Origin of the sequence: Myxococcus sp. NMCA1 (genome assembly GCF_026810205.1) — a bacterium.
In the GTDB taxonomy this organism is placed as follows: domain Bacteria; phylum Myxococcota; class Myxococcia; order Myxococcales; family Myxococcaceae; genus Myxococcus; species Myxococcus xanthus_A.
In genome coordinates this window covers 4,826,620-4,848,574 of sequence record NZ_CP113950.1, presented here as the reverse complement: position 1 = coordinate 4,848,574, position 21,955 = coordinate 4,826,620, and the positions used below count along the sequence as shown (strand labels likewise).

General features: G+C 69.5%; 15 protein-coding genes. 11 read left to right on the top strand and 4 right to left on the bottom strand.

Features of this window, described 5'->3' with window-relative positions; translation table 11 throughout:
* Positions 1-7: 7 nt before the first annotated feature.
* From OZ403_RS20170 to OZ403_RS20155, 4 genes are all read right to left on the bottom strand, one after another.
* Complete coding sequence (locus OZ403_RS20170) at positions 8-3,511, bottom strand: pyruvate carboxylase (RefSeq protein WP_268781491.1); 3,504 nt, start codon at positions 3,509-3,511, stop codon at positions 8-10.
* A gap of 85 nt (positions 3,512-3,596) precedes the next feature.
* Positions 3,597-4,862: an MFS transporter gene (locus OZ403_RS20165; RefSeq protein WP_140792102.1), complete on the bottom strand. Its 1,266-nt coding sequence runs from the start codon at positions 4,860-4,862 to the stop codon at positions 3,597-3,599.
* Between the two features lie 88 nt (positions 4,863-4,950).
* Positions 4,951-7,539 (bottom strand): response regulator, encoded by a 2,589-nt coding sequence (locus tag OZ403_RS20160; RefSeq protein WP_268781490.1) that lies wholly within the window; start codon positions 7,537-7,539, stop codon positions 4,951-4,953.
* Between the two features lie 613 nt (positions 7,540-8,152).
* Positions 8,153-9,259: an isopenicillin N synthase family dioxygenase gene (locus tag OZ403_RS20155; protein ID WP_268781489.1), complete on the bottom strand. Its 1,107-nt coding sequence runs from the start codon at positions 9,257-9,259 to the stop codon at positions 8,153-8,155.
* Between the two features lie 196 nt (positions 9,260-9,455).
* Between OZ403_RS20155 and OZ403_RS20150 the strand changes: the two genes are divergently transcribed.
* The 11 genes from OZ403_RS20150 (at position 9,456) to OZ403_RS20100 (ending at position 21,949) form a co-directional block, all read left to right on the top strand.
* Complete coding sequence (locus OZ403_RS20150; RefSeq protein WP_140792099.1) at positions 9,456-10,736, top strand: dicarboxylate/amino acid:cation symporter; 1,281 nt, start codon at positions 9,456-9,458, stop codon at positions 10,734-10,736.
* Positions 10,737-10,884: 148 nt separating this feature from the next.
* Entirely contained in the window at positions 10,885-11,532 is a 648-nt protein-coding gene (locus tag OZ403_RS20145) for a cytochrome c3 family protein (RefSeq protein WP_140792098.1), read from the top strand.
* Positions 11,511-14,471 (top strand): 4Fe-4S dicluster domain-containing protein, encoded by a 2,961-nt coding sequence (locus OZ403_RS20140; RefSeq protein WP_442929595.1) that lies wholly within the window; start codon positions 11,511-11,513, stop codon positions 14,469-14,471. Before OZ403_RS20145 ends, OZ403_RS20140 begins: the two co-directional genes overlap by 22 nt.
* Positions 14,468-15,892: an NrfD/PsrC family molybdoenzyme membrane anchor subunit gene (gene nrfD / locus OZ403_RS20135; protein WP_268781487.1), complete on the top strand. Its 1,425-nt coding sequence runs from the start codon at positions 14,468-14,470 to the stop codon at positions 15,890-15,892. The genes OZ403_RS20140 and nrfD overlap by 4 nt, the downstream gene beginning before the upstream one ends.
* Positions 15,889-16,416, top strand: a complete 528-nt coding sequence (locus OZ403_RS20130) for a DUF3341 domain-containing protein (RefSeq protein ID WP_268781486.1) — start codon at positions 15,889-15,891, stop codon at positions 16,414-16,416. Before nrfD ends, OZ403_RS20130 begins: the two co-directional genes overlap by 4 nt.
* Complete coding sequence (locus OZ403_RS20125) at positions 16,413-17,093, top strand: c-type cytochrome (RefSeq protein ID WP_140792094.1); 681 nt, start codon at positions 16,413-16,415, stop codon at positions 17,091-17,093. Before OZ403_RS20130 ends, OZ403_RS20125 begins: the two co-directional genes overlap by 4 nt.
* Positions 17,090-18,295: a hypothetical protein gene (locus tag OZ403_RS20120; protein WP_268781485.1), complete on the top strand. Its 1,206-nt coding sequence runs from the start codon at positions 17,090-17,092 to the stop codon at positions 18,293-18,295. The genes OZ403_RS20125 and OZ403_RS20120 overlap by 4 nt, the downstream gene beginning before the upstream one ends.
* Complete coding sequence (locus OZ403_RS20115) at positions 18,292-18,654, top strand: hypothetical protein (protein ID WP_140792092.1); 363 nt, start codon at positions 18,292-18,294, stop codon at positions 18,652-18,654. The genes OZ403_RS20120 and OZ403_RS20115 overlap by 4 nt, the downstream gene beginning before the upstream one ends.
* The gene (gene coxB, locus OZ403_RS20110; RefSeq protein WP_268781484.1) at positions 18,651-19,691 is read left to right on the top strand and encodes a cytochrome c oxidase subunit II; all 1,041 of its coding nucleotides are present in this window, start codon (positions 18,651-18,653) and stop codon (positions 19,689-19,691) included. The genes OZ403_RS20115 and coxB overlap by 4 nt, the downstream gene beginning before the upstream one ends.
* Entirely contained in the window at positions 19,672-21,309 is a 1,638-nt protein-coding gene (gene ctaD / locus OZ403_RS20105; RefSeq protein ID WP_140855134.1) for a cytochrome c oxidase subunit I, read from the top strand. The genes coxB and ctaD overlap by 20 nt, the downstream gene beginning before the upstream one ends.
* Positions 21,299-21,949 (top strand): cytochrome c oxidase subunit 3, encoded by a 651-nt coding sequence (locus OZ403_RS20100; RefSeq protein WP_140792089.1) that lies wholly within the window; start codon positions 21,299-21,301, stop codon positions 21,947-21,949. The genes ctaD and OZ403_RS20100 overlap by 11 nt, the downstream gene beginning before the upstream one ends.
* Positions 21,950-21,955: the final 6 nt, after the last annotated feature.

The following is a 21,955-nucleotide window of genomic DNA, read 5'->3' as shown; positions in this document are numbered from 1 at the left end:
CCCTCCGTCACTGGAGCACCGCCAGCAAGTCGCCACCCTGGACGGAGGCCTTGAGCGCCGGGACGACCTCCGCCACGGTGCCGGCGCGCGGAGCCCGCACCACCGTCTCCATCTTCATCGCCTCCAGGGTGACGAGGGGCGCGCCCGCCTCCACGGCGTCTCCCGACTTGGCGTGCAGGGCGATGACGGTGCCCGGCATGCTCGCCGCGACGTGATTGGGATTCGCGCGGTCCGCCTGGCGGCGCGCCTCCACGGTGGCGGCGCGGCTGCGATCCCTCACGTGCACGGTGCGGTTGTGGCCGTTGAGGGCGAAGTAGACGGTGCGCACGCCTTCTTCATCCGGCTCGCCCACCGCGGACATGCTGATGACCAGCGTCTTGCCCGGCTCCAGGTCCACCCAGACTTCCTGCCCCACCTCCATGCCGTAGAAGTAGTTCGGGGTGTCGAGGATGGACACGTCCTCGTAGCGCCCCAGGTCTTCCAGGTAGCCGGCCATGACACGCGGATAGAGCGCGCTGGAGAGGGCGTCCACGCGGGTGAGCGCATGTCCTGTCTTCGCGGAGAGCTCCCCTTGGAGCGCGTCCAGGTCCAGCGGCGGCATGCTGGCGGAGGGCCGTCCCTCCACGCGAGGCAGGCCCTTGAGCACGGCGGCGCGCAGGTCCTCGGGGAAGCCGTTGGGCGGCTGGCCCAGCTCGCCCCGGAAGTAGCCCACCACGCTGGTAGGGAAGTCCAGGCGCGGCGCCTGTTCAATCAGCCTCTGGCGCGTGAGCGCGGCCGCCTCCGCCAGCGTGGAGGCGCGCACCGTGAGGTCGTTCTTGAGCAGGAAGATGGCGAAGTCGCCGACCATCTTCGACGACGGCGTCACCTTCGGGATGTCGCCCACCAGGACGTTCACGAGCGCGAAGGCGTCCTTCACGTCGTTCCACCGGCCCAGCAGGCCCAGCTCCGCCACCTGCGGCCGGAGGTTGGAGTACTGGCCGCCGGGAATCTCGTGGTAGTACACCTCGCTGGTGGTGCTCTTGAGGCCGGCCTCGAAGGGGGCGTAGTACTCGCGCACGTCCTCCCAGTAGTTGGCCAGCGGCTGCAGGCGCGCGTTGGCCAGGCCCGTCTCACGGGGGTGGCCGCGCAGGGCGCTGACCAGCGCGTTGAGGCTGGGCTGGCTCGTCAGGCCCGCCATGCTGCCCAGCGCCACGTCCACCACGTGCACGCCCTGCTCGATGGCTTCCAGGTAGCTGGCGATGCCATTGCCGGACGTGTCGTGCATGTGCAGGTGGATGGGCAGCCGCGTCACCTCGCGCAGGCGGTGCACCAGCATGGCCGCCGCGCGCGGGCGTAGCAGGCCGGCCATGTCCTTGATGGAGAGGAAGTGCGCGCCGGAGTCTTCAATCCGCTTCGCGAGGTCCGCGTAGTAGTCCAGCGTGTACTTCGTGCGCTTGGGGTTGGCGACGTCGCCCGTGTAGCAGATGGCCACCTCCGCCACCTTGCCCGTCGTCAGCACGCGGCGGATGGAGACCGCCATGCTGCCCAAATCGTTGAGGCTGTCGAAGATGCGGAACACGTCCACGCCCGCCTGGGCCGCCTCGTCGATGAAGGCCTCCACCACGTTGTCCGGGTAGCTGGTGTAGCCCACGGCATTGGCCCCGCGCAGGAGCATCTGCTGGAGCAGGTTGGGCGCGGCGGCCTTGAGCGCGCGCAGGCGGGCCCACGGGTCCTCGTTGAGGAAGCGGTAGGTGGTGTCGAAGGTGGCGCCGCCCCAGCTCTCCAGGCTGAACAGCTCGGAGGCCAGGTGGGCGGTGGCCGGGGCCACGCGGAGGATGTCCCGCGTGCGCATGCGCGTGGCCAGCAGGGACTGGTGCGCGTCCCGCATGGTGGTGTCCGTCAGCAGCACGCGCTTCTGGGCCAGCACCCAGTCCGCCAGCCCGCGCGGGCCCTTCTCCGCCAGGATGTGCGCGGTGCCCCGAGGCACCGGGCCCGAAGGCGTCACCGGCAGCCGCGGCTCCAGGAACTGCGTGGGCTTGAGCCGCTGGTCCTTCTTGATGGTGGGGTGCCCGTTGACGATGACGTCGCCCAGGTACTGGAGCAGCTTGGTGGCCCTGTCCCGGCGGGGCTCCAACTGGAACAGCTCCGGCGTCTCGTCGATGAAACGCGTGTACGTCTCTCCCTGCTGGAAGGCGGAGTGGGCGAGCACGTTCTCCAGGAAGGGCAGGTTCGTCTTCACGCCGCGGATGCGGAACTCGCGCAGCGCGCGCTGGCCCTTCATCACCGCGCCCTGGAACGTGGGCGCGTAGGCAATGACCTTCACCAGCATGGAGTCGTAGTAGGGGGAGATGACGGCGTTGGTGTAGCCGTTGGAGCCGTCCAGCCGGATGCCGAAGCCCATGGCCGCGCGCCAGGCGGTGATGACGCCCGCGTCGGGCATGAACTGGTTGGCGGGGTCCTCGGTGGTGACGCGCAGCTGCACCGCGTAGCCCCGGGGCACCACGTCCTCCTGCAGGGAGATGCCCACCTCCGGCGCGTCCAGCCGGTAGCCCTCCGCGATGCGAAGCTGGCTCTGTACCAGGTCCACGCCCGTCACCTGCTCGGTGACGGTGTGCTCCACCTGGAGGCGGGCATTGCACTCGATGAAGAAGAAGGCGTCGCCCGCCACCAGGAACTCGGCGGTGCCGGCGCTGGTGTAGCCGGCCTTGCGCGCCAGCCGCACCGCCGCGTCGCAGATGGCCTCCTTCACCGCCGGGGCCAGGTTGGGCGCGGGGGCAATCTCAATGACCTTCTGGTGGCGCCGCTGCACGGAGCAGTCCCGTTCGTGCAGGTGGACGATGTTGCCGTGCAAATCTCCCAGCAGCTGCACCTCGATGTGGCGCACGTGCTCCAGGAAGCGCTCCAGGAACACCGCCGACGAACCGAAGGCGCTCTTCGCCTCCGAACGCGCGGAGGCCAGCGCGTCCTCCAGCGCCTTCGCCTCGCGCACCACGCGCATGCCTCGGCCGCCACCGCCATGGGCCGCCTTCACCAGGATGGGGCCACCCTGCTTCGCGAAGAAGGCACGGGCCTGCTCCAGCACGTGCGCGTCGTCACCCTCCAGGGTGATGCCGGGAACCACCGGGACGCCGCACGCGTCGGCCAGGTGCTTGGCGGCGACCTTGTCGCCCATGGTGCGGACCACGTCCGAGCGCGGGCCGATGAAGCGGATGCCGCGCCGCTCACACGCCTCCGCGAAGGCGGCGTTCTCCGACAGGAAGCCGTAGCCGGGGTGGATGGCGTCCACGCCCGCCTTCACGGCCACGTCGAGGAGTTCGTCGATGCCCAGGTAGGCTTCCACGGGCCGCTTGCCCCGGCCGACGAGGTACGCCTCGTCGGCCTTGTGGCGGTGCTCGTGGGTGCGGTCCTCGTCGCTGTAGATGGCGACGGTGCGGATGCCCAGCTCGTTGCACGCGCGGAAGACGCGGATGGCAATCTCACCGCGGTTGGCGCAGAGGACCTTCTGGATGGGACGCAGCGACACATGTTCCATGTGCGCGCTGTATGCATCCGGCAGGCCCCGGAGCAACGGCTGCCGGGGCGAACGTCCGATTCAGGGCGCGGCGCCGCGCCGTGCGTCAGGTGCCGGACTGCGAGGGCTGGGCGGCAGGCTGTGGGCCGGTCGCCGTCTCCTCGTAATCCAGGTCCCGGTGGAACGTCTCTTCCAGCCGGGTGAGGGCCAGCAGCGCCAGGCCGAAGCAGATGCTGCCGACGATGATCGCCGCGGTGGACACCGACATCTCGCCCTTCAGGTAGGCGAAGCCGCTGGCCGCGAGCGCCGCCGAGCCACGCACGAAGTTGGGGACGGTGGTGGCCACGGTGCCGCGGATGTTGGTGCCGAACTGCTCGGCGGCCATGGTCACCAGCACGGCCCAGTAGCCCACGGTAATGCCAATCAGGAAGCTCAGCCCGTACACCATGGTGCTGGTGAGGCCCGGGGTGAGGCCGTAGACGAGCATCAGCACGAAGCCCGCGCAGAGGTTCATCGCCACCGCGCGCTTGCGGCTCTTGAGCCACTGGCTGAAGACGCCCGCCAGAAGGTCACCCAGCGTCAGGCCAATGGAGCCGTAGAGGATGGCGTTGCCAGCCGTCACGGTGCCCTGGACGTCGAGGCCGGCCGTCAGCTCGGGCGCGAAGGTGAAGAGGATGCCCGTGGTGAAGTAGATGGGCACGCCGATGAGGATGCAGCAGATGTACTTGAGGAACCGGCCGCCGGTGAGGATCAGCAGCGGGTTGGCGCGCGAGGGGTCCGTCTTCTTGGTGAACAGCTCCGACTCCGACACCTTGAAGCGCGCGAAGAGCAGCGCGATGCCCATGAAGCCGCCGGTGAGGTAGGCCGTCTTCCAGTGCATGTGCTGGCCCAGGAAGGCCGCGGCGACGATGCCGAGCATGCCCAGCGTGGCGACGATGGTGGTCCCCAGGCCGCGCTTCTCCTTGGGCAGGGACTCCGCCACCAGGGTGATGGCCGCGCCCAGCTCACCCGCGAGCCCCACGCCTCCCAGGAAGCGGAAGACGGCGTAGCTGGTGACGTCCCATGCGAAGGCGTTGGCCAGGTTCGCGAAGGAGTAGAGCAGGATGGAGCCGAACATCACCGACAGGCGGCCGCGCTTGTCGGCGAGCACGCCCCAAAGCAGGCCGCCCACCATCATGCCCACCATCTGCGCGTTGTAGATGAGCAGTCCGCTCTGGAGGATGTCGGCCGGGTCGGTGACGCCGATGTCCTTGAGCGATGCGATACGCACCACGCCGAACAGTGTGATGTCGAAGAGGTCGACGAAGTAGCCGAGCCCGGCCACCAGCACGGTCAGGTTCAGGACCGAGCGGAGCTCTCTCAGGAATTTCATACGCCCGATTAACGGACTTTGTTGCGCGAGGAGCAAGCGCCCCGCGCATGGCGCATGCATGACGCACTGCATGAACCTGAATTCACCTTCAGACCATGACCTGGGAGAGCGCTTGCTCGAGCTGGGAGAGGCCGTAGGGCTTGGGCAGGAGGACGGCGCCGTCGAGCGGCCCCTTGTCACCGGTGTCCACGTTGGTGCCGTGGCCGGACGCGATGATGACGCGAAGGCCGGGCACGTCCTGGACGGCCTGGTGGGCCAGCTCGATGCCGGACTGGCCGGGCAGGCTCACGTCGGTGAACAGGAGGTCGAACTCCTGTGCGCGCAAGAGGGGCGTGGCTTCTTCCGCGCGGGCGACGGCCGTCACTGTGTGGCCCAGCGTCTCCAGCAGCTCGCATGCGGGGAGGCGGATGTTCTCGTCGTCCTCCACCAGGAGGATGCGCAGCTCGGTCCGCTTCACGCGAGCAGGTGCCGGCGTGGTGGCTCCGCCGCGGGATGGCTGGGTGGCCTCGCGCTGGGCGATGCGGTGCTGCCGGGCGGCCAGGAGCTGGCGGATCTTCCGCGCCAGGTCCTCGCGGCGGTAGGGCTTGCTCAGCAGCTGGACGCCCGGATCCAGCCGGCCGCCGTGGACAATGGCGTTCTCCGTGTAGCCGGACGTGAAGAGCACCTCCAGGTCCGGGGAGAGGGCCTTGGCCTGCCGCGCCAGTTCGGGGCTGCGGACCGGGCCGGGCATCACCACGTCGGTGAAGAGCAGGTCGATAGGGATGCCGCTTTGGATGACCGCGAGCGCGCTCTGCCCGTCAGAGGCCTTGAGCACGCGGTAGCCCAGCTCCGTCAGCATCTCCACCGCGGTGGCGCGCACTTCCGAGTCGTCCTCGACGACGAGCAGCGTCTCGGTGCCGCCCTCGACCTGTTCGGGGATGACCTCGGCGCGCGGCATCTCCGCCTGGAGCGAACGGGGGAGGTAGATCTTGATGGTCGTCCCGTGGCCGACCTCGCTGTAGATCTTGACGTGGCCGCCCGTCTGCTTGACGAAGCCATACACCATGCTGAGCCCCAGGCCCGTGCCGCGGCCTTCGGGCTTGGTGGTGAAGAACGGCTCGAAGGCACGCTCCAGCACCTCGGGCGGCATGCCGCAGCCGGTGTCGGAGATGGCCAGCAACACGTGCTGGCCCGGCACGACGTCCGGGTGGAGCTGGGCGTAGTGGTCATCCAGCATGGCGTTGCCGGCCTCGACGGTCAGCTTGCCTTCGCTCGCCATGGCGTCACGCGCGTTGATGGCCAGGTTGAGGATGACGTTTTCGAGCTGGTTCGGATCGGCGAACGTGTTCCAAAGCCCGCCGCCGATGATGGTCTCCAGCGCCACGTCCTCGCCGAGCGCGCGCCGCAGCAGTTCGTCCATGTCGCGGACCAGGCGGCCCAGGTTGATGACCGTGGGATTGAGCGGCTGCCGCCGGGCGAAGGCCAGCAACTGGGACGCGAGCCGGGCGCCGCGCTCCACCGCGCCCACCGCCGTGGTCAGCCGGCGCTGCGCCTGGGCGTTGTCGCCCACATCCCGGAACAGGAGCTGCAGGTTTCCGCTGATGACCTGGAGCAGGTTGTTGAAGTCGTGCGCCACGCCGCCGGTGAGCTTGCCCACCGCTTCCATCTTCTGGGCCTGCCGGAGGGCGGCCTCCGCTTGACGCCGTTCAGCCTCGCTCTCCTCCAATGCGCGGGTGCGCTCCCGGACGAGCTCCTCCAGATGGTCCTTGTACTGGCGCAGCTCGTCCTGGGCGCGCTTCTGCTCCGTGATGTCGTGGCCCTGGACGAAGATGCCGGAGATGGATCCGTCCGGCTCGATGATGGGCTGATACACGAGGTCGACGTAGCTCTCCGCCAGCGTGTCATCGGGGGTTCGCTGGAGGAAGACCTTCATGCCCCGGCCGACGAAGGCCTGACCCGTGGTGAAGACACGGTCCAGCAGCTCGAAGTACCCCTGTCCGTCCACTTCGGGCAGGGCGTCCCGGATGCGCTTGCCGAGGATGTCCCGGTGGCCGACGAGCTGCATATAGGCCGCGTTCGCCAGCTCGACGACATGGTCCTGGCCGCGAAGGAAGCACATGAAGCCGGGCGCCTGCTCGAACAGTCGACGGAGGTGGCGCCGCTCCTGGTCCAGGTTCTGGTTCGCTTCCTGGACCTGCAGCGCGCGCTGGAAGACGCCGGCTTCCAGCTGCGATGGTGGAGGCTTGCTGGTGCCGGTGGAGCCGGTCGCGGCCTGGACGGCCTCCTGCAGCCGCTGGAGCTCCGTGACGTCCATGGTGTGCTGGAGGATGTAGGCCACCTCGCCCGAGGCATCGAGCAGGGGGATGTGGGTGGCGCTCCAGTACCGGTACGTCGGGACGACGCCCTGATTCGTCAACTCGGGGACGCGGTAGGCAATCAGGGCCAGGATGTCCGGCGCCCGCTTTGCCAGGACGCGCAGGAAGGACTCCCGGAGCTGCCGGAGATTGGCGCTGTTCGGGTCCGAGGGGTCGTCTGGGAAGGCCTCGAAGACGCTCCGGCCAAGCAGCTCGTCCAGCTTGCTGGCCGTGACGCGCAGGTACGCCGGGTTGGCGGCGACGAAGCGCAGCTCGCGGTCGAGCAGCATGTACGGGTTGGGTGAGACGTCGAAGAGCGTCTTGAAGTCGATGATGGGGTGCATCGTGCGGCGAAGCTCCTCACCCTGAGGCGGGTCGCGCCGACGGGGGCAGGGCGCGCTACCCTTGACTGGTCTGCCACCAGGACGCCATTGCCTCTACCTCTGGGGCGGTATCTCTGTCGCACAGGCGACACACTGGAATGGCGGCAACGCACGGCCCCAGGACGGAGATCCCAAGAGCCTGCGGCACGGATGCACCATGCCTACATGAACGAACCTTCAGTCAGTTTTCGCGCGTCGTGAAGCAGGTCGCCCGCACGCCTGACACGTTGGCGCGCGGCCAGGCGCCGGAGGGGACGTGCAATGCCTACATGAACACGTCATCAGTGGTTTTCAGGGGCCGCCGGCCGGCCTCCTCGCATGGAATTGCGCCTCATCCGGGAGGGCAATGCCTACATGAAGTTCTTTTCAGTGGTTTTTGGCACCCTCCGGTAGATGATGAGCGGCCGGCAAGGGGCTTTTCCAATGACAGAGTCTGTCATTGCGGGATAAATTAAATCACAGACACGAAATGACTATCTTTGGGTGTCCGTGTTTGTTTGCCTGTCTGTAATTGGTGACTGTGTTTCACGCGAGGCCCCGGTTGTCTCCGGGGCCTCAAGCGGTACCGCCAGGACTACGCGCCAGCGCGCTGGCGGTTCAGCCGGTCGTAGTGCCGGTAACCCAGCTTGTCGAGCGCACTCGCGGGCGCCAGGCCGATGTCCACCAGCGTCTTGATGTCATACGTCCCCGCGAGCACGGGCGGCGCGTAGTTCCGGACGGCATCCGCGCTGCGGAACTTCTCCAGCGGGAAGAGCACGGTGTTCGTGTGCACGTGCATGAAGTGCGCGGCGGACTGGCGCTGCCAGCCCGGCACGCCCGGGGCGGTGATGACGTGCGGCGTGGCGAGGAAGGTGCCACCCGTGAGGATCTCCAATTGCTGGCCCACCTGCGCCACGATGCAGCCCGCCGGCGCCGTTCCGCGCACCTGGAGGCCGTTGGGCGCCTCGGGCGTCGCGCGGGTGCGGAGGTAGAGGCCGCTCTTGTTGTCGGGGCCGGGCGCGGGGCTACCTTCCGGGTCCAGGAAGCGGCCGCCCGGGAGCAGGGTGAGCAGGTTGAAGTCGGTGTGCTCCTCGCCCCAGACGATGTCCGTGTTCACCTGCGCGTTGGTGAGCGGCAGGTACTGGAGCGCGCGGGTGACGTGGGCGCCCCGGTCGCACAGGTCGGTGAACAGTGTCTCCGGCAGGCCCAGGGCCACCGCGGAGCCACGGAGCAGCTTCAGGCCGGCCTCATGGAGGGAGCGGCCCAGCGTCATGATGCCGTCCTCGAAGTAGGGCGGCGCGTTCTGGGGCCACACGTTCTCCGGGTACAGCTCCGGGAACTCGAGCGCGGACTGCGCGTCGTTGGGGTAGGGCGCGACGAAGTAGCACTCCTTGAAGTCCGGCTGGCCATTGCTGGCGACCGCGACCTCGGTGTTCGGAGGCGTCCAGCCGCGCTGGTACCAGATGTCCGCGCGGCCGTAGGGCTTCTTCTCCTCGGCGGGCCGGGCGATGAACGCCGCGAACGCGTCGTAGAACCGGCTCAGCGCCTGGGTGTCGACGCCGTGGTTCTTCAGGTACACGAGACCAAAGACGCCAAAGGCCTCGCGGATCGCCGCGGCGGCGCGCTCGACACGAGCGGAGTCATCCGACGCGAGGTCGGCGAGGTCGACAGTGGGGATGTTGAGCGAAGAGGTCTCGGCCATGATGGGGCCCAGGTGTACCGCTCCTCGGGAATAAATGGGAGGCCCTGATGCTCTGTGGCGTCCCGCCGGGGCCGGTCGGGCGCGGCAAAACCCGGATCCCCGGCGCGGGCACCCCTGGCGCAAATTCTGCGCTCCCCCCTGCGCGGCCTGGGGCCTGGGGTTATCGTCCGCCGCCCGCCGTCGAGAGGTCTCCCTCGTGAAGAAGCTCGTCTCCGCCTGGTTCCGCATTCCCTTCTGGCAACGTGTCCTGGGGGCGTTCGTGCTCGGGGCCGTGGCCGGGTGGCTCGTGGGGGAGCCAGCGGGGCCCTGGTTCCAGCCGCTGGGCACGCTCTACGTCAACCTCATCAAGATGATCGCCACACCGCTGGTGTTCTTCGCGGTCATCAACGCGGTGGCGGCGCTTCACGGGCAGAAGAGCATGGCGGTGCTCGGCGGCAAGACGTTTCTCTGGTTCGCCGTCACCGCCGCGCTGGCGGTGGGGGTGGGCCTGGGCGTCGCCGCGCTGCTCCGCCCCGGGGAGGGCGTGGGTCAGCTCATGGCCACCGAAACCTACAAGCCACGGGACGTGCCTGGCCCCCTCCAGGTGCTGCTGGACGTGGTGCCCACCAACCCGTTCGCGGCGCTCGCGAATGGGAAGATCCTCCAGGTCATCTTCTTCGCAGGCCTGCTGGGCTTCGCGCTGGTGAAGCTCGGCGAGAAGACGGCCCGGCTGCGCGAGCTGGTCCGCGAGGCCAGCGACGCGATGATTCAGGTCACCCGCTTCGTGCTGGAGCTCACGCCGCTGGGCACCTTCGGCCTCATCGCCGCGCTGGTGGGCACCTACGGCTTCGAGCGCCTGTTGCCGCTGGGCAAGCTGGTGCTGGCGCTGTACGTGGCGTGCGCGCTGCACATCGTCTTCGTGTACGGCGGCCTCCTGATGACGCACGGGCTCAATCCGCTGCGCTTCTTCCGGGGCGCCGCGCCCGGCATGCAGGTGGCCTTCGTCAGCTCGTCGAGCTTCGCGTCCATGCCGGTGGCCCTGCGCGCCGTGACGAACAACCTGGGCGTCAACAAGGACTACGCGGCCTTCGCCGTGCCGCTGGGGGCCAGCATCAAGATGGATGGGTGCGGTGCCATCTACCCGGCCATCGCGTCGCTCTTCGTCGCGCAGTACTTCAGCCTGGAGCTGTCCGCGTCGCAGTACTTCATCATCCTGCTGGCGTCGGTGCTGGGCAGCTTCGGTACCGCGGGAGTGCCCGGGACGGCGGTGGTCATGGCCACGGTGGTGCTCAGCTCCGCGGGCTTGCCGCTGGAGGGGCTGGGCTACCTGCTCGCCATTGACCGCATCCTCGACATGATGCGCACGATGACCAACGTCACGGGCCAGATGCTGGTCCCGGTGCTGGTGGCGCGCGAAGAGGGCCTGCTCGATGCCGCCGTCTACAACGGTGCGTCCCCCGCCATCGCGCTGGAAGAGGACGCGGTGAAGGCGGACTGAGCCGCCTCCGTCCAGAGGGCACGCGCGTGTGCGCTCTCCGACGGGCGTCCCTCCCTGGCTTGGAGTAACGGACACGCCGCGAGGTCCGCGCTACCGCCCCCAAACGCCGCTCCGCTAGGTGCGGGCCTCATGCCTGCCTGGGCGGTGTATGGGCCTCTTTCCACCGGCGACCGATGGAGTCCTGCGAGGCGTGCTCGGCCTGATGGCCGTGCTGCCGGTGGCCACGCCCGTGGCGTTGCTGCTGTTGGCCCGCAGTCCACTGGGGACGGGGGCCTTCGAGCCCGTGCAGCAGCCGGTGCAGTTCGACCACCGCCACCACGCGGCGGACGAGGGCATTGGCTGCCGCTACTGCCACGACGGCGCGTGGCGGGGGCCTTCGGCGGGCATTCCACCCACCAGCCGGTGCATGGGTTGTCACGCGCAGATCTGGAACGAGAGCGCGCTGCTGGCGCCCGTGCGCCAGAGCTACTTCGAAGACCGGCCCATTCCGTGGAACCGGGTCCACCGGCTGCCGCAGTACGTCTTCTTCAACCACGCCATCCACGTCCACAAGGGCGTGGGGTGCGTGAGCTGCCACGGCCGCGTGGACCAGATGCCGCTGGTGGAGCAGGTCGCGCCGCTCACCATGGGCTGGTGCCTGGAGTGCCACCGCGACCCGGCGCCGCACCTGCGACCTCCGGAGCACGTCGCGGACATGACGTGGAGCCCGCGGGGCCCGGCCCGCGACGTGGGGCTGCGGGTGATGCAGGCCCTGGATGTCTCGCCCCGGACCGAGTGCTCCACATGCCACCGCTGACGGACCGATATCCGCTCCCTGTCCTGGAGGGAGCCGAGCCCTGGCGCAGTCTGGAGGCGAGACAGGGCGCCGCGCCCGCGCCGTCGCCGGGTGAGTTCCCCTTGGATGCCGATGCGCCACCTCGGGGGCTGTCCCGGCGCGTGTTGCTGGAGTTGGCCGCGTTCGGCACCGCCGCCGCGGGCCTGACGGGCTGTTTCCGCGCGCCGCCGGAGAAGGTCCTGCCGTACTCGCGGCAACCGCCGGACGTCACTCCGGGCATCCCGCTCCATTACGCCACGGGGCTTTCGTTGGAGGGCTACGCGCGGGGCGTGCTGGTGCGCAGCCAGGAGGGGCGGCCCACGTTGGTGCAAGGCAATCCGTCCCATCCGGAGAGCCTGGGAGCGGCGGGCGCACATGAGCAGGCGTCGCTGCTGGGCCTGTATGACCCGCACCGTGCTCGGACCGTGCGCCACCGGGACGCGCCCACCTCCCTGTCCCAGGTCTTCCAGATGGTGCGCCGTCGCGCCGCGCGCCAGGACGGAGGGGCGGGACTTCGCCTGCTGGTGGAGCCCACCGCGTCACCGCTGTGGGTCCGGACCTTCGAGCGCATCCTGGAGCGCTTCCCGAAGGCCCAGGTCGTGCCCTTCAGCGCCACGCAGACGGGGAACGCGCACGAGGGCGCTCGCCTTGCGTGGGGCCGGCCGCTGCGCGCGATGCCGGACTGGAGCTCAGCGCGCGCCGTGGTGGCCCTGGATGACGACTTCCTGTCCACGCTGACGGGAGGACTGCGCGTGCCACGTGAGTTCGTCTCCGCGCGCATGCCGCCGGCGCTCAACCGCCTCTGGGTGGTGGAGAGTCGCTTGAGCCTCACGGGCGCCTTCGCGGACGAACGCCTCCGGGCGCGCCCGTCTCGTGTGCCGTGGATTGCCCGGGCGCTCGCGGCGGAGTTGGGGCGGTTGCTGGGGCGCGATGCGTTGATGGTGCTCGGGCGTGGGGCGTTGGAGCCCGCGGAGCATCGCTGGGTGGCGGGGGCCGCTCGGGACCTGGCGGAGCAGGGGGACGGGGCGTTCATCGTGGTGGGGGAATCCCAGCCCGCGGCGGTGCACGCGCTGGCGCATCTGCTCAACGCGACCTTGCACGGTGGGACGGTGCGGTGCGTGGACTCGCTCCTGGTCCCCGCGCCGGACGCGGCGGCGTTGCCGGCGCTCGTCGCGGACATCCGCGCGGGCGTGGTGGACACGCTGCTCATCACCGCGTGGAACCCCGTCTACCGCGCGCCCACGGACGTGCCCCTGGGGGAGGCGCTGGGTCTGGTGGAGGACGCCGTGTACTGCGCGCTCCACGACGATGAGACCGCCGCGCGGGTGTCCTGGTCCGTACCCTCCACGCATCCGTTCGAGGCCTGGGACGATGGGCGCGCGGTGGATGGCACCGCGACCATCCTGCAGCCGCTCATCGCGCCGCTACTGGAGAGCGCCGTGCCTCCGCTGGAGCTGCTGGCGGCCTTCGCCGGAGCGCTGGCGACCACGCCCTACGAGCGACTGCGGGCCCAGTGGCGTGAGCACGCCGCGGCATCGGGACGCTTCGAGGATGAATGGGAACGCTGGCTCGCGGAGGGCGTCGTTCCTGGCACGCAGCTGCCCTTGCAGCAGGCCAGCGTGGATGCCGCCTCGGTGCTCGCGGCGGTCCAGGCGCTGCCTCACCCGGGGGACGGGCTGGAACTGCACTTCGCCGCGGACGCCAAGGTCCATGACGGCCGCTACGGCGCCAATCCCTGGCTCCAGGAGCTGCCGGACCCGATGACGCAGCTCACCTGGGACAATGCCGTGTGGGTGAGTCCCGCCACGGCGTCGCGCCTGTCGCTGGTGCGAGGCGACCGCGTCCGCCTGGAGCTTCGCGGCCGTTCGGTGGAAGCACCCGTTCTGGTGGTTCCCGGGCAGGCCGATGACACCCTCACGCTGCCCCTGGGGTACGGCCAGCGCCTGGGCAGTCCGGTGGCTCGCGGCGTGGGCTTCGATGCCCAGGTTCTGCGCTTCCAGGACGCGCCCTGGTGGGCCTCCGGCGTGCGGCTCACGCGCGTGGAAGGCCACCACGACTTCGCGCTGACGCAGGAGCACTGGCAAATGGAGGGCCGGCCCGTGGCGCTCCAGACGACGGCCGCCCGCTTCGCGGCACAGGGCGATGCGCGGCTCCCGGCGCTCCAGGCACCAACGGAACACCTGTATCCGCCACAGCCCGTGCCGGACGCGTCGGGCCATCGTTGGGGCATGTCCATCGACCTGCATCGTTGCACGGGGTGCAGTGCTTGTGTGGTGGCGTGCCAGGCGGAGAACAACATCCCCGCCGTGGGGAAGGACCAGGTGCGGCGCGGACGGGAGATGCACTGGTTGCGCATCGACCGTTACTTCATGGGGGACGTGGACACCCCGTCCGTCATCACCCAGCCGCTGATGTGCGTGCACTGTGAGTACGCGCCTTGCGAGTACGTGTGCCCCGTGGCCGCCACCGTCCACTCGGACGAGGGGCTCAACCAGATGGTCTACAACCGCTGCGTCGGCACGCGGTATTGCTCCAACAACTGCCCCTACAAGGTCCGGCGCTTCAACTACCTGGAATACAACCACGGCGGGCCCCTGGACCGGATGTACCGCAACCCCCAGGTGACGGTGCGCTCGCGCGGGGTGATGGAGAAGTGCACGTACTGCGTGCAGCGCATCGAGGCCGCCCGCATCACCGCGCGCGTGGAGCACCGCGCCATCCGGCAAGGGGAGGTGCGCACCGCGTGTCAGCAGGCGTGCCCCACGGAGGCCATCGTCTTCGGTGACTTGAACCAACCGGAGGACCCGGTCACGCCGCTGCACCAGGACCCGCGCCATTACGCCTTGTTGAACCACCTGGGGACGAAGCCGCGCACCGTCCACCTGATCCGGCTGAAGAATCCCAGCGAGGCCATGGGATGAGCGAGCCACTGCCCCTGGCACCGGTGACGGCGGATCCGCTGGTCGTCCACCCGCTGCTCGAGGAGCGACGCACGGACGCGCAGCTCGGTGAGGCGCTGCTGCGGCCAGTGCTCACCGCGCCGGGCATGGGGTGGTGGGCGCTCGTCGGCGTGTGCGCGGCGCTGACGGTGCTGCTGGCGGTGGCCATCACCATCACCTTCGTCACGGGCGTGGGGACGTGGGGCAACAACATCCCGGTGGCGTGGGCGTTCGGCATCATCAACTTCGTCTGGTGGATTGGCATTGGCCACGCCGGCACGCTCATCTCCGCCATCCTCCTGCTCTTCGGCATGAAGTGGCGCAGCTCCGTCAACCGCATGGCGGAGGCGATGACGCTCTTCGCCCTGGTGTGCGCGGCGCTGTTCCCCCTGCTGCACCTGGGCCGGCCCTGGAAGTTCTACTACCTGGTGCCGTACCCCAGCTCGCTGCGCATGTGGCCGCAGTTCCGGTCGCCCCTGACATGGGACGTGGTGGCCATCACCACGTACCTCACCGTGTCGGTGCTGTTCTGGTACCTGGGCCTGCTGCCGGACCTGGCCACCGCGCGCGACACCGCGAAGCAGGTTTGGCGGCGCCGAGTCTGGGGCCTGCTGTCCCTGGGGTGGCGGGGGAGTGCCCGCCATTGGCGGCATTGGCGCACCGGGTACCTGCTGCTCGCGGGGTTGGCGACGCCGCTGGTCGTGTCGGTGCACACCATCGTCTCGTTCGACTTCGCCGTGGCGCAGCTTCCGGGCTGGCACAGCACCGTCTTTCCTCCGTACTTCGTGGCGGGCGCCATCTTCTCCGGGCTGGCCATGGTGCTCTCGCTGTTGATTCCCGCCCGGCGGGCGCTCCACCTGCACGCGGTGGTGACGCAGGCGCACCTGGACGCGCTGGCGCGACTGCTGCTCGTCTCCGGTCTCTTCGTGGCCTACGGCTACGTTCAAGAGCACTTCTTCGGCTGGTACAGCGGAAGCCCCTACGAGATGCACGCGATGAACATCCTACGCACCGGCCCCTATGCGCCGGCGTTCTGGACTGTCTTCGCCTGCAACGTGCTGGTGCCACAGCTCTTCTGGTCCGCCCGGCTGCGCACCCAGCCGGTGGTCCTGTGGTGCGCGGCGCTGCTCGTCAACGTGGGCATGTGGCTGGAGCGCTTCATCATCATCGTGTCTCCGCTCAGCGAGGACTTCCTGCCTTCGAGCTGGCGGCACTACGCGCCCACCTGGGTGGACCTGAGCCTGCTGTCCGGAACGGTGGGGCTCTTCGGGCTGGGCTTCCTGCTGTTCCTCCGCTTCCTGCCGCCGATTCCCATCAGCGAGGTGAAGGAGCTCCAACACGAGCTCGAGGCCTCCGAGGCCTTCGCCCATGACGTGTCGGCACGGGAGGGAGGCGCGCGATGAGCCGATGGGTGCTGGGCGAGTTCCGCTCGCCGGAGCGGATGGTGGAGGCGGCCCGGGCGCTGCGGGCGTCGGGCTTCCTCCGGTTGGACGCGCATACCCCGTACCCGGTGGAGGACGTGGACGCCGTGCTGGGACTGCCCACTTCTCGGCTGCCGCTGCTGGCGTTGCTCGCCGGGGTGGGCGGCGCGGTGGGCGCCTATGTCGTGCAGTGGTTCACGCAGGCCGTGGACTGGCCGCTGAACGTGGGCGGACGTCCGCTGCACAGTGGCCCCGCCTTCATTCCCATCACCTTCGAGTCCGCTGTCCTGGCGGCGGCGGGTTCCATCTTCCTGGGGGTCATCGTGGCGTGTGGCCTGCCGCGGGTGACGCATCCGTTCCTCCACCAGGAGGCGTTCCGAAGCGCCAGCATCGACGGGTTCTGGCTCGCCGTCGCCGTGGACGGTTCGGAGGGCGTGGACGCGGCGGAAGGCGCCCTCCGCCAGCTCGGCGCCGCGGTCGTGCTCGCGGTGGAGGGCCGGCGATGAGGGCTCGTCTTGCACGGGTCGCCTTCGGGCTCTCGGCGGTGGCCGGCTGCGAGGACCTGGACCCGATGCGGGTGCAGGCTCGCGACGGAGCCTTTGTCGCCAACCCGTACTTCGCGGACGCGCGGGCGATGCGGCCCCGAGTCCCCGGGACAGTCGCACGCGAGTGGTACTTCCAGGAGGCCGCATATGCCCGCCGGGGCTCTCCGGATGGCGGCTGGGTGGAGGTGGAGCGGCTCCCCGTGCCGTTCACGCGCGACACGCTGCGGGAGGGCCGTGCCCACTTCGAGACCTGGTGCGCGCCGTGCCACGGACTGCTCGGTGACGGGCAGAGCATCGTCGCCCAGAACATGGGCGCGCGGCCGCCTCCCTCGCTGTACGGCGAGGCGCACTCACATCCCGAGCATGGAGTTGAGGGGCCAGCGGACGCAGGGGAGGGCGCCCGCCCGGTGCCACCTGGATGGGAGGCGCTGCCACACCCGCCGGGCTTCTATTACTCGGTCATCACAGGCGGCTATGGGTTGATGCCTTCCTACGCGGACGCACTCACGCCCGAGGCGCGCTGGAAGGTCGTGGCCTGGCTCCGGGTCCTGGCGTACAGCCAGCGCGCACCGCTGTCCGCCGCGCCCGAGGACGCACGAGATGAACTCATGCGGGAACCCGTGGAGGGTGCGCCATGACGGCCGCGGTGCTGACACGCCTGACGGAAGGCCGGCGCGTGACCTGGGGCGCCGCCGCGGTGGGGAGCCTGGGGCTCCTGGCCACGCTGCTGGGGGGATGGGCCGCGCCCAGGGAGGCCGCCCACGGCTACCTGTTCGCCTTCGCGTACTGGCTGTCGCTCAGCCTGGGGGCGCTCATCATCCTGGCTGCGTTTCACGCGGCGCGCGCCCGGTGGCCCACTGTGCTGCGGCGGTCTCTGGAAATCATGGCCGCGAGCTGCCCGCTGTTCGCGCTGCTCTTCGTCCCCGTGGCCCTGGCGATGCCACACCTGTTCCCCTGGGTCGCGCTTCCTTCCAGTCTGAGCGGGCATGACCTTCAGCTGCTGGCGCACAAGCAGCCGTACCTCAACGTGCCCTTCTTCCTGGGCCGGGCCATTCTGTACTTCGCCGTCTGGGGCGCGGTGGGCGTCCTCCTGTTCCGCTGGTCGGTGCGACAGGACGCGGAGCCGGGCATCACCGAGCGGGCGGTGCGCATCACCCTGTACCAGCGGCGGCTGGCCTCGGGGGCGCTGCCGCTGATGGTGCTGTGCCTGTCCTTCGCCAGCCTGGACTGGCTGATGTCGCTGGAGCCCCTGTGGCAGTCCACCGTGTACGCGCTCACGGTCGGGTGTGGCGCGGTCGTGGGCGCGCTCGCCACGGTGGCTCTCACCGCCGCTTTGGCGCGAGGCGCGGGACAGTTCGGCGCGTTGATGGGGCCGGCGCACTTCCTCCGGCTGGGAACGCTGCTGCTGGGCTTCGTCTGCCTGTGGGCCTACTGCGGCTTCTCGCAGTTCCTGCTGGTGTGGATCGCCTCGTTGCCGGAGGAGGTGACGTGGTACCGCGCCCGCCTGGACGGAGGCTGGCTCGCGGTGGCGGTGGTGCTGGCCGTGGGGCACTTCGGCGCGCCGTTCTTCCTGCTCCTGCTCCGTCGCGTGAAGCAGCACGCGGGCGCGCTCGCCGCGGTGGGGGCCTGGCTGCTGCTCATGCGGGCACTGGACGTGTACTGGCTGGTATGGCCCGCGCTCTCTCCCGGTGCGGCGACGTTCCACTGGACCAGCGCCACGGCGTGGGCCGGCGTGGGGGGATGGACGGTGGCCGCGTGGGGGCTGCTCGCGCGCGGTGGCTACACGGTGCCGGTGAGAGACCCCTTCCTGCCCCATTCGCTGCGGGTGCCGCGCTCATGAGCACCGGCTTCACGCCACCTCCGCCAGAGCACCAGCAGCTTCCAGGGCGGCGCATCGCCGTGGTGGGGGCCGCGTGGCTTGTCCTGGTCGCGGCGGCGCTGCTCGTGGTCCGTTGGGGAGAGGACCGGTACGCGCCCGTGGCAAGCGCGGGTTTTCCGCCGGCCCTGGGGACGCCCGAGGTCGCGGACGTCAACCAGCGGCCCTTCGCCCTGGAGGACGGCGCGCCTCGGCTGCGCGACGCACAGCGGGCACGGTTGCAGGCGTATGGCTGGGTGGACCGGGACGCGGGCGTCATCCACCTTCCGGTGGAGCGGGCCATGGAGCAGGTCCTCTCCGCGGAAGAGGGGGCGCGGCCATGAGTGACCTGATGCGGCGCATCCTCTTCCTCCCCGAGGCGGCGTCGTCGCTGGCCCCGCGCGTGGACCGGCTGCACTTCTTCATCATCGGCACCACCTTCGTGGTGGGCGCGGGCATTGGTCTCACCGGGCTCTTCTTCCTGGTGCGCTACCGCCGTGGGCGAGCCCCCGCGCAGGAGCCGACGATGGCCGCGCCCACCTGGATGGAGGCCGCGTTCGCCGGGGTGCCGCTGGCCTTCTTCCTTCTCTGGGGCGCGCTGGGTTTCCAGGACTACGTGTGGGCGCGCACGCCGCCGCGCGACGCGCTGGACGTCTACGTCACCGGCAAGCAGTGGATGTGGAAGTTCGCGTACCCAGACGGGCCGGGCATGGTGGGCGTGCTGCACGTTCCCACCGGCACGCCCGTGCGCCTGCTGCTCACGTCGCGCGACGTCATCCACTCCTTCTACGTCCCCGCCTTCCGCTTGAAGATGGATGCGTTGCCTGGGCGCTACACGGAGGTCTGGTTCGAGGCCGTGAGGCCGGGCCGCTACCGGGTGTTTTGCGCGGAGTACTGCGGCCTGGACCACTCGCGCATGCGCGCCGAGGTGGTGGCGTTGGAGCCCGCGGCCTTTGAGTCCTGGCGGGCCCGGCAGTTGGCTCAACCCACCTGGGTGGCGGATGAATCCGCCCGGGAGGAGGGCACCCGGGGACCGCTCGCGCGGCGAGGGGCGGTCGTCGCCACGCGGCAGGGCTGCTTCCAGTGCCACACCATCGACGGCACGCCGCACATCGGTCCCTCATGGCTGGGGCTGTACGGCCGCGAGGAGCCGCTGGCCTCGGGTGACAGCGTGCGCGCCGATGTCGCGTACCTCACCGAGTCGATGATGGACCCGCTGGCGAAGGTGGTCGCGGGCTACGCGCCGGTGATGCCGTCCTTCCACGGGCGGCTGAGCGCTGGCGAGGTGGGCGCGCTCGTCGAGTACATCAAGTCGCTCCAGCCGGAGCGTCCGGAGCCGCCCCCCGCCCAGGAGCCCACGTATGGCCCCCTCCCACGCTGAGCCCTCCGTCGCGGGGCCCAGCTATCTGGACGCGGAGCGAGGGCTCTGGTCCTGGCTCACCACGCGCGACCACAAGCGCATTGGCGTGATGTTCCTGGCCGTGTTGCTGCTGATGTTCCTGCTGGGGGGCGTGTTCGCCCTGGCCCTGCGCGTGGAGTTGCTGACGCCCGGTGAAACGGTGATGGGGCGGCTGGCCTACAACCGCGCCTTCACCGTGCACGGCGTCGTCATGGTGTGGCTGTTCCTCATCCCGTCCATCCCCACGGCCTTCGGCAACTTCCTGCTGCCGCTGATGATTGGCGCCCGGGACGTGGCCTTCCCCCGGCTCAACCTGGCCAGCTTCTACCTCTACATGCTCGGCGCGGTGATGACGCTGTGGGGCGTGTTCCAGGGCGGCGTGGACACGGGGTGGACGTTCTACACGCCCTACAGCACCGTCACCGGGCGGGAGGTGATGCCCGTGCTCCTGGGCGTCTTCGTGGTGGGGTTCTCCACCATCCTCACCGGCATCAACTTCATCACCACCGTGCACACCATGCGGGCCCCCGGTGTGACGTGGATGAAGGTGCCCCTCTTCGTGTGGGCGCTCTACGGCACGTCCATCATCCAGGTGCTCGCGACGCCCGTGCTGGGCATGGTGCTGATGCTCGTAGCGCTGGAGCGGGTGGCGGGCGTGGGGCTGTTCGACCCGAGCCGGGGAGGGGACCCGCTGCTCTACCAGCACCTGTTCTGGTTCTACAGCCACCCGGCCGTCTACATCATGGTGCTGCCGGGCATGGGCGTCATCAGCGAGACGGTGTGCGCCTTCAGCCGCAAGCGTCCCTTCAGCTACCGGGTGATTGTCTGGAGCACGGTGGGCATCTCCTTCGTGGGGTTCCTCACCTGGGGACACCACATGTTCGTCTCCGGGCAGTCCACTTTCGGAGCGGGCGCGTTCAGCGTGCTGTCCATGCTGGTGGCCATCTTCACGGCGATGAAGATCTTCACCTGGCTGGGCACCATGTACCGGGGCAGCCTGTGGGTCTCCACGCCGTTCACCTACGTGCTCGGCTTCATCTTCCTGCTCTTCTTCGGGGGCATGAGCGGAGTCGCCGTGGCCGTCACGTCCGCGGACCTGCACTGGCACGACACGTACTTCGTGGTGGCGCACTTCCACTTCATCATGGTGGGCGCGTCGCTGATGGCCTTCCTCGCGGCGCTGCATTACTGGTTCCCGAAGATGTTCGGCCGCATGTACCCGGAGGGCATGGGCATCGGGACGGCGGTGCTCATCATCTTTGGCTTCATCGCCACTTTCCTGCCTCAGTTCCTGCTGGGCAATCTGGGCATGCCCCGCCGGTACGCGGACTACCCGGAGGCGTTCCAGCCGCTGCACGTGGCGTCCACCGCTGGGGCGTCCCTGCTGGGATTCGGCTTCCTCATCGTCGCCGTCTACCTGGGCTGGTCGCTGCGGCATGGCCGCGCGGCGGGGCGGAACCCCTGGGGCAGCGAGGGGTATGAGTGGCTCAGCGACTCACCGCCCCCCGAGTTCAATTTCCATGCGCCGCCGCGGTTTCCCAGGCCGCCGCACGACTATGCGAACCCTGGCGCCAACACGGAGGTGGAGCATGCGGCATGAGGCGAGCCCCCGCCCGGTGGAGCCCCGTGCGCTCCACTTTGGAGACGAGGCGTCCCGCCAGGACGCCGCGCACCTGGGCATGTGGATCTTCCTGGCCACGGAGGTGCTGCTCTTCTCGGTGTTGTTCACCGCGTATGCCCTGTACCGGCTGACGTATCCCGGTGTGTTCCAGCAGGCGCCCGCGCACATGGACGTGTTCCTGGGGACGCTGAACACCTTCGTGCTGGTGAGCAGCAGCATCCTGGTGGCGCTCGCGGTGGATGCCATCCGGAATGGACGCGACTTCGCCGCGGCGGCGTTGCTCGCGCTGTCGGTGCTGCTGGGCATGGCGTTCCTGTTCATCAAGGCCGCGGAGTACACGAAGCACGTGCATGACGGGGCGCTGCCCGGCGCCTGGTACGCCTATGAGGCGTTCGCCCTTCCCGGTGCCAACCTCTACTTCACGCTGTACTGGGTGATGACAGGCGTGCACGCGGTGCACGTGCTCGTGGGTGTGGGCGTGCTCGTCACGCTGGCGTTGCGGACGCTGGCGGGGGAGTTCGGGGCCCGCTTCCACACGCCCGTGGAGCTGGGAGGGATGTACTGGCACCTGGTGGACGTCGTCTGGTTGTTCCTCTGGCCACTGCTGTACCTGACGTGAGGAGGC

Coding starts and splice junctions, on each gene's coding strand:
- OZ403_RS20165 (WP_140792102.1), bottom strand. CDS start 4,862: ATGAAATTCCTGAGAGAGCTCCGCTCGGTCCTGAACCTGACCGTGCTG.
- OZ403_RS20125 (WP_140792094.1), top strand. CDS start 16,413: ATGAGGGCTCGTCTTGCACGGGTCGCCTTCGGGCTCTCGGCGGTGGCC.
- OZ403_RS20130 (WP_268781486.1), top strand. CDS start 15,889: ATGAGCCGATGGGTGCTGGGCGAGTTCCGCTCGCCGGAGCGGATGGTG.
- OZ403_RS20115 (WP_140792092.1), top strand. CDS start 18,292: ATGAGCACCGGCTTCACGCCACCTCCGCCAGAGCACCAGCAGCTTCCA.
- nrfD (WP_268781487.1), top strand. CDS start 14,468: ATGAGCGAGCCACTGCCCCTGGCACCGGTGACGGCGGATCCGCTGGTC.
- coxB (WP_268781484.1), top strand. CDS start 18,651: ATGAGTGACCTGATGCGGCGCATCCTCTTCCTCCCCGAGGCGGCGTCG.
- OZ403_RS20155 (WP_268781489.1), bottom strand. CDS start 9,259: ATGGCCGAGACCTCTTCGCTCAACATCCCCACTGTCGACCTCGCCGAC.
- OZ403_RS20120 (WP_268781485.1), top strand. CDS start 17,090: ATGACGGCCGCGGTGCTGACACGCCTGACGGAAGGCCGGCGCGTGACC.
- OZ403_RS20145 (WP_140792098.1), top strand. CDS start 10,885: ATGGGCCTCTTTCCACCGGCGACCGATGGAGTCCTGCGAGGCGTGCTC.
- ctaD (WP_140855134.1), top strand. CDS start 19,672: ATGGCCCCCTCCCACGCTGAGCCCTCCGTCGCGGGGCCCAGCTATCTG.
- OZ403_RS20100 (WP_140792089.1), top strand. CDS start 21,299: ATGCGGCATGAGGCGAGCCCCCGCCCGGTGGAGCCCCGTGCGCTCCAC.
- OZ403_RS20160 (WP_268781490.1), bottom strand. CDS start 7,539: ATGCACCCCATCATCGACTTCAAGACGCTCTTCGACGTCTCACCCAAC.
- OZ403_RS20170 (WP_268781491.1), bottom strand. CDS start 3,511: ATGGAACATGTGTCGCTGCGTCCCATCCAGAAGGTCCTCTGCGCCAAC.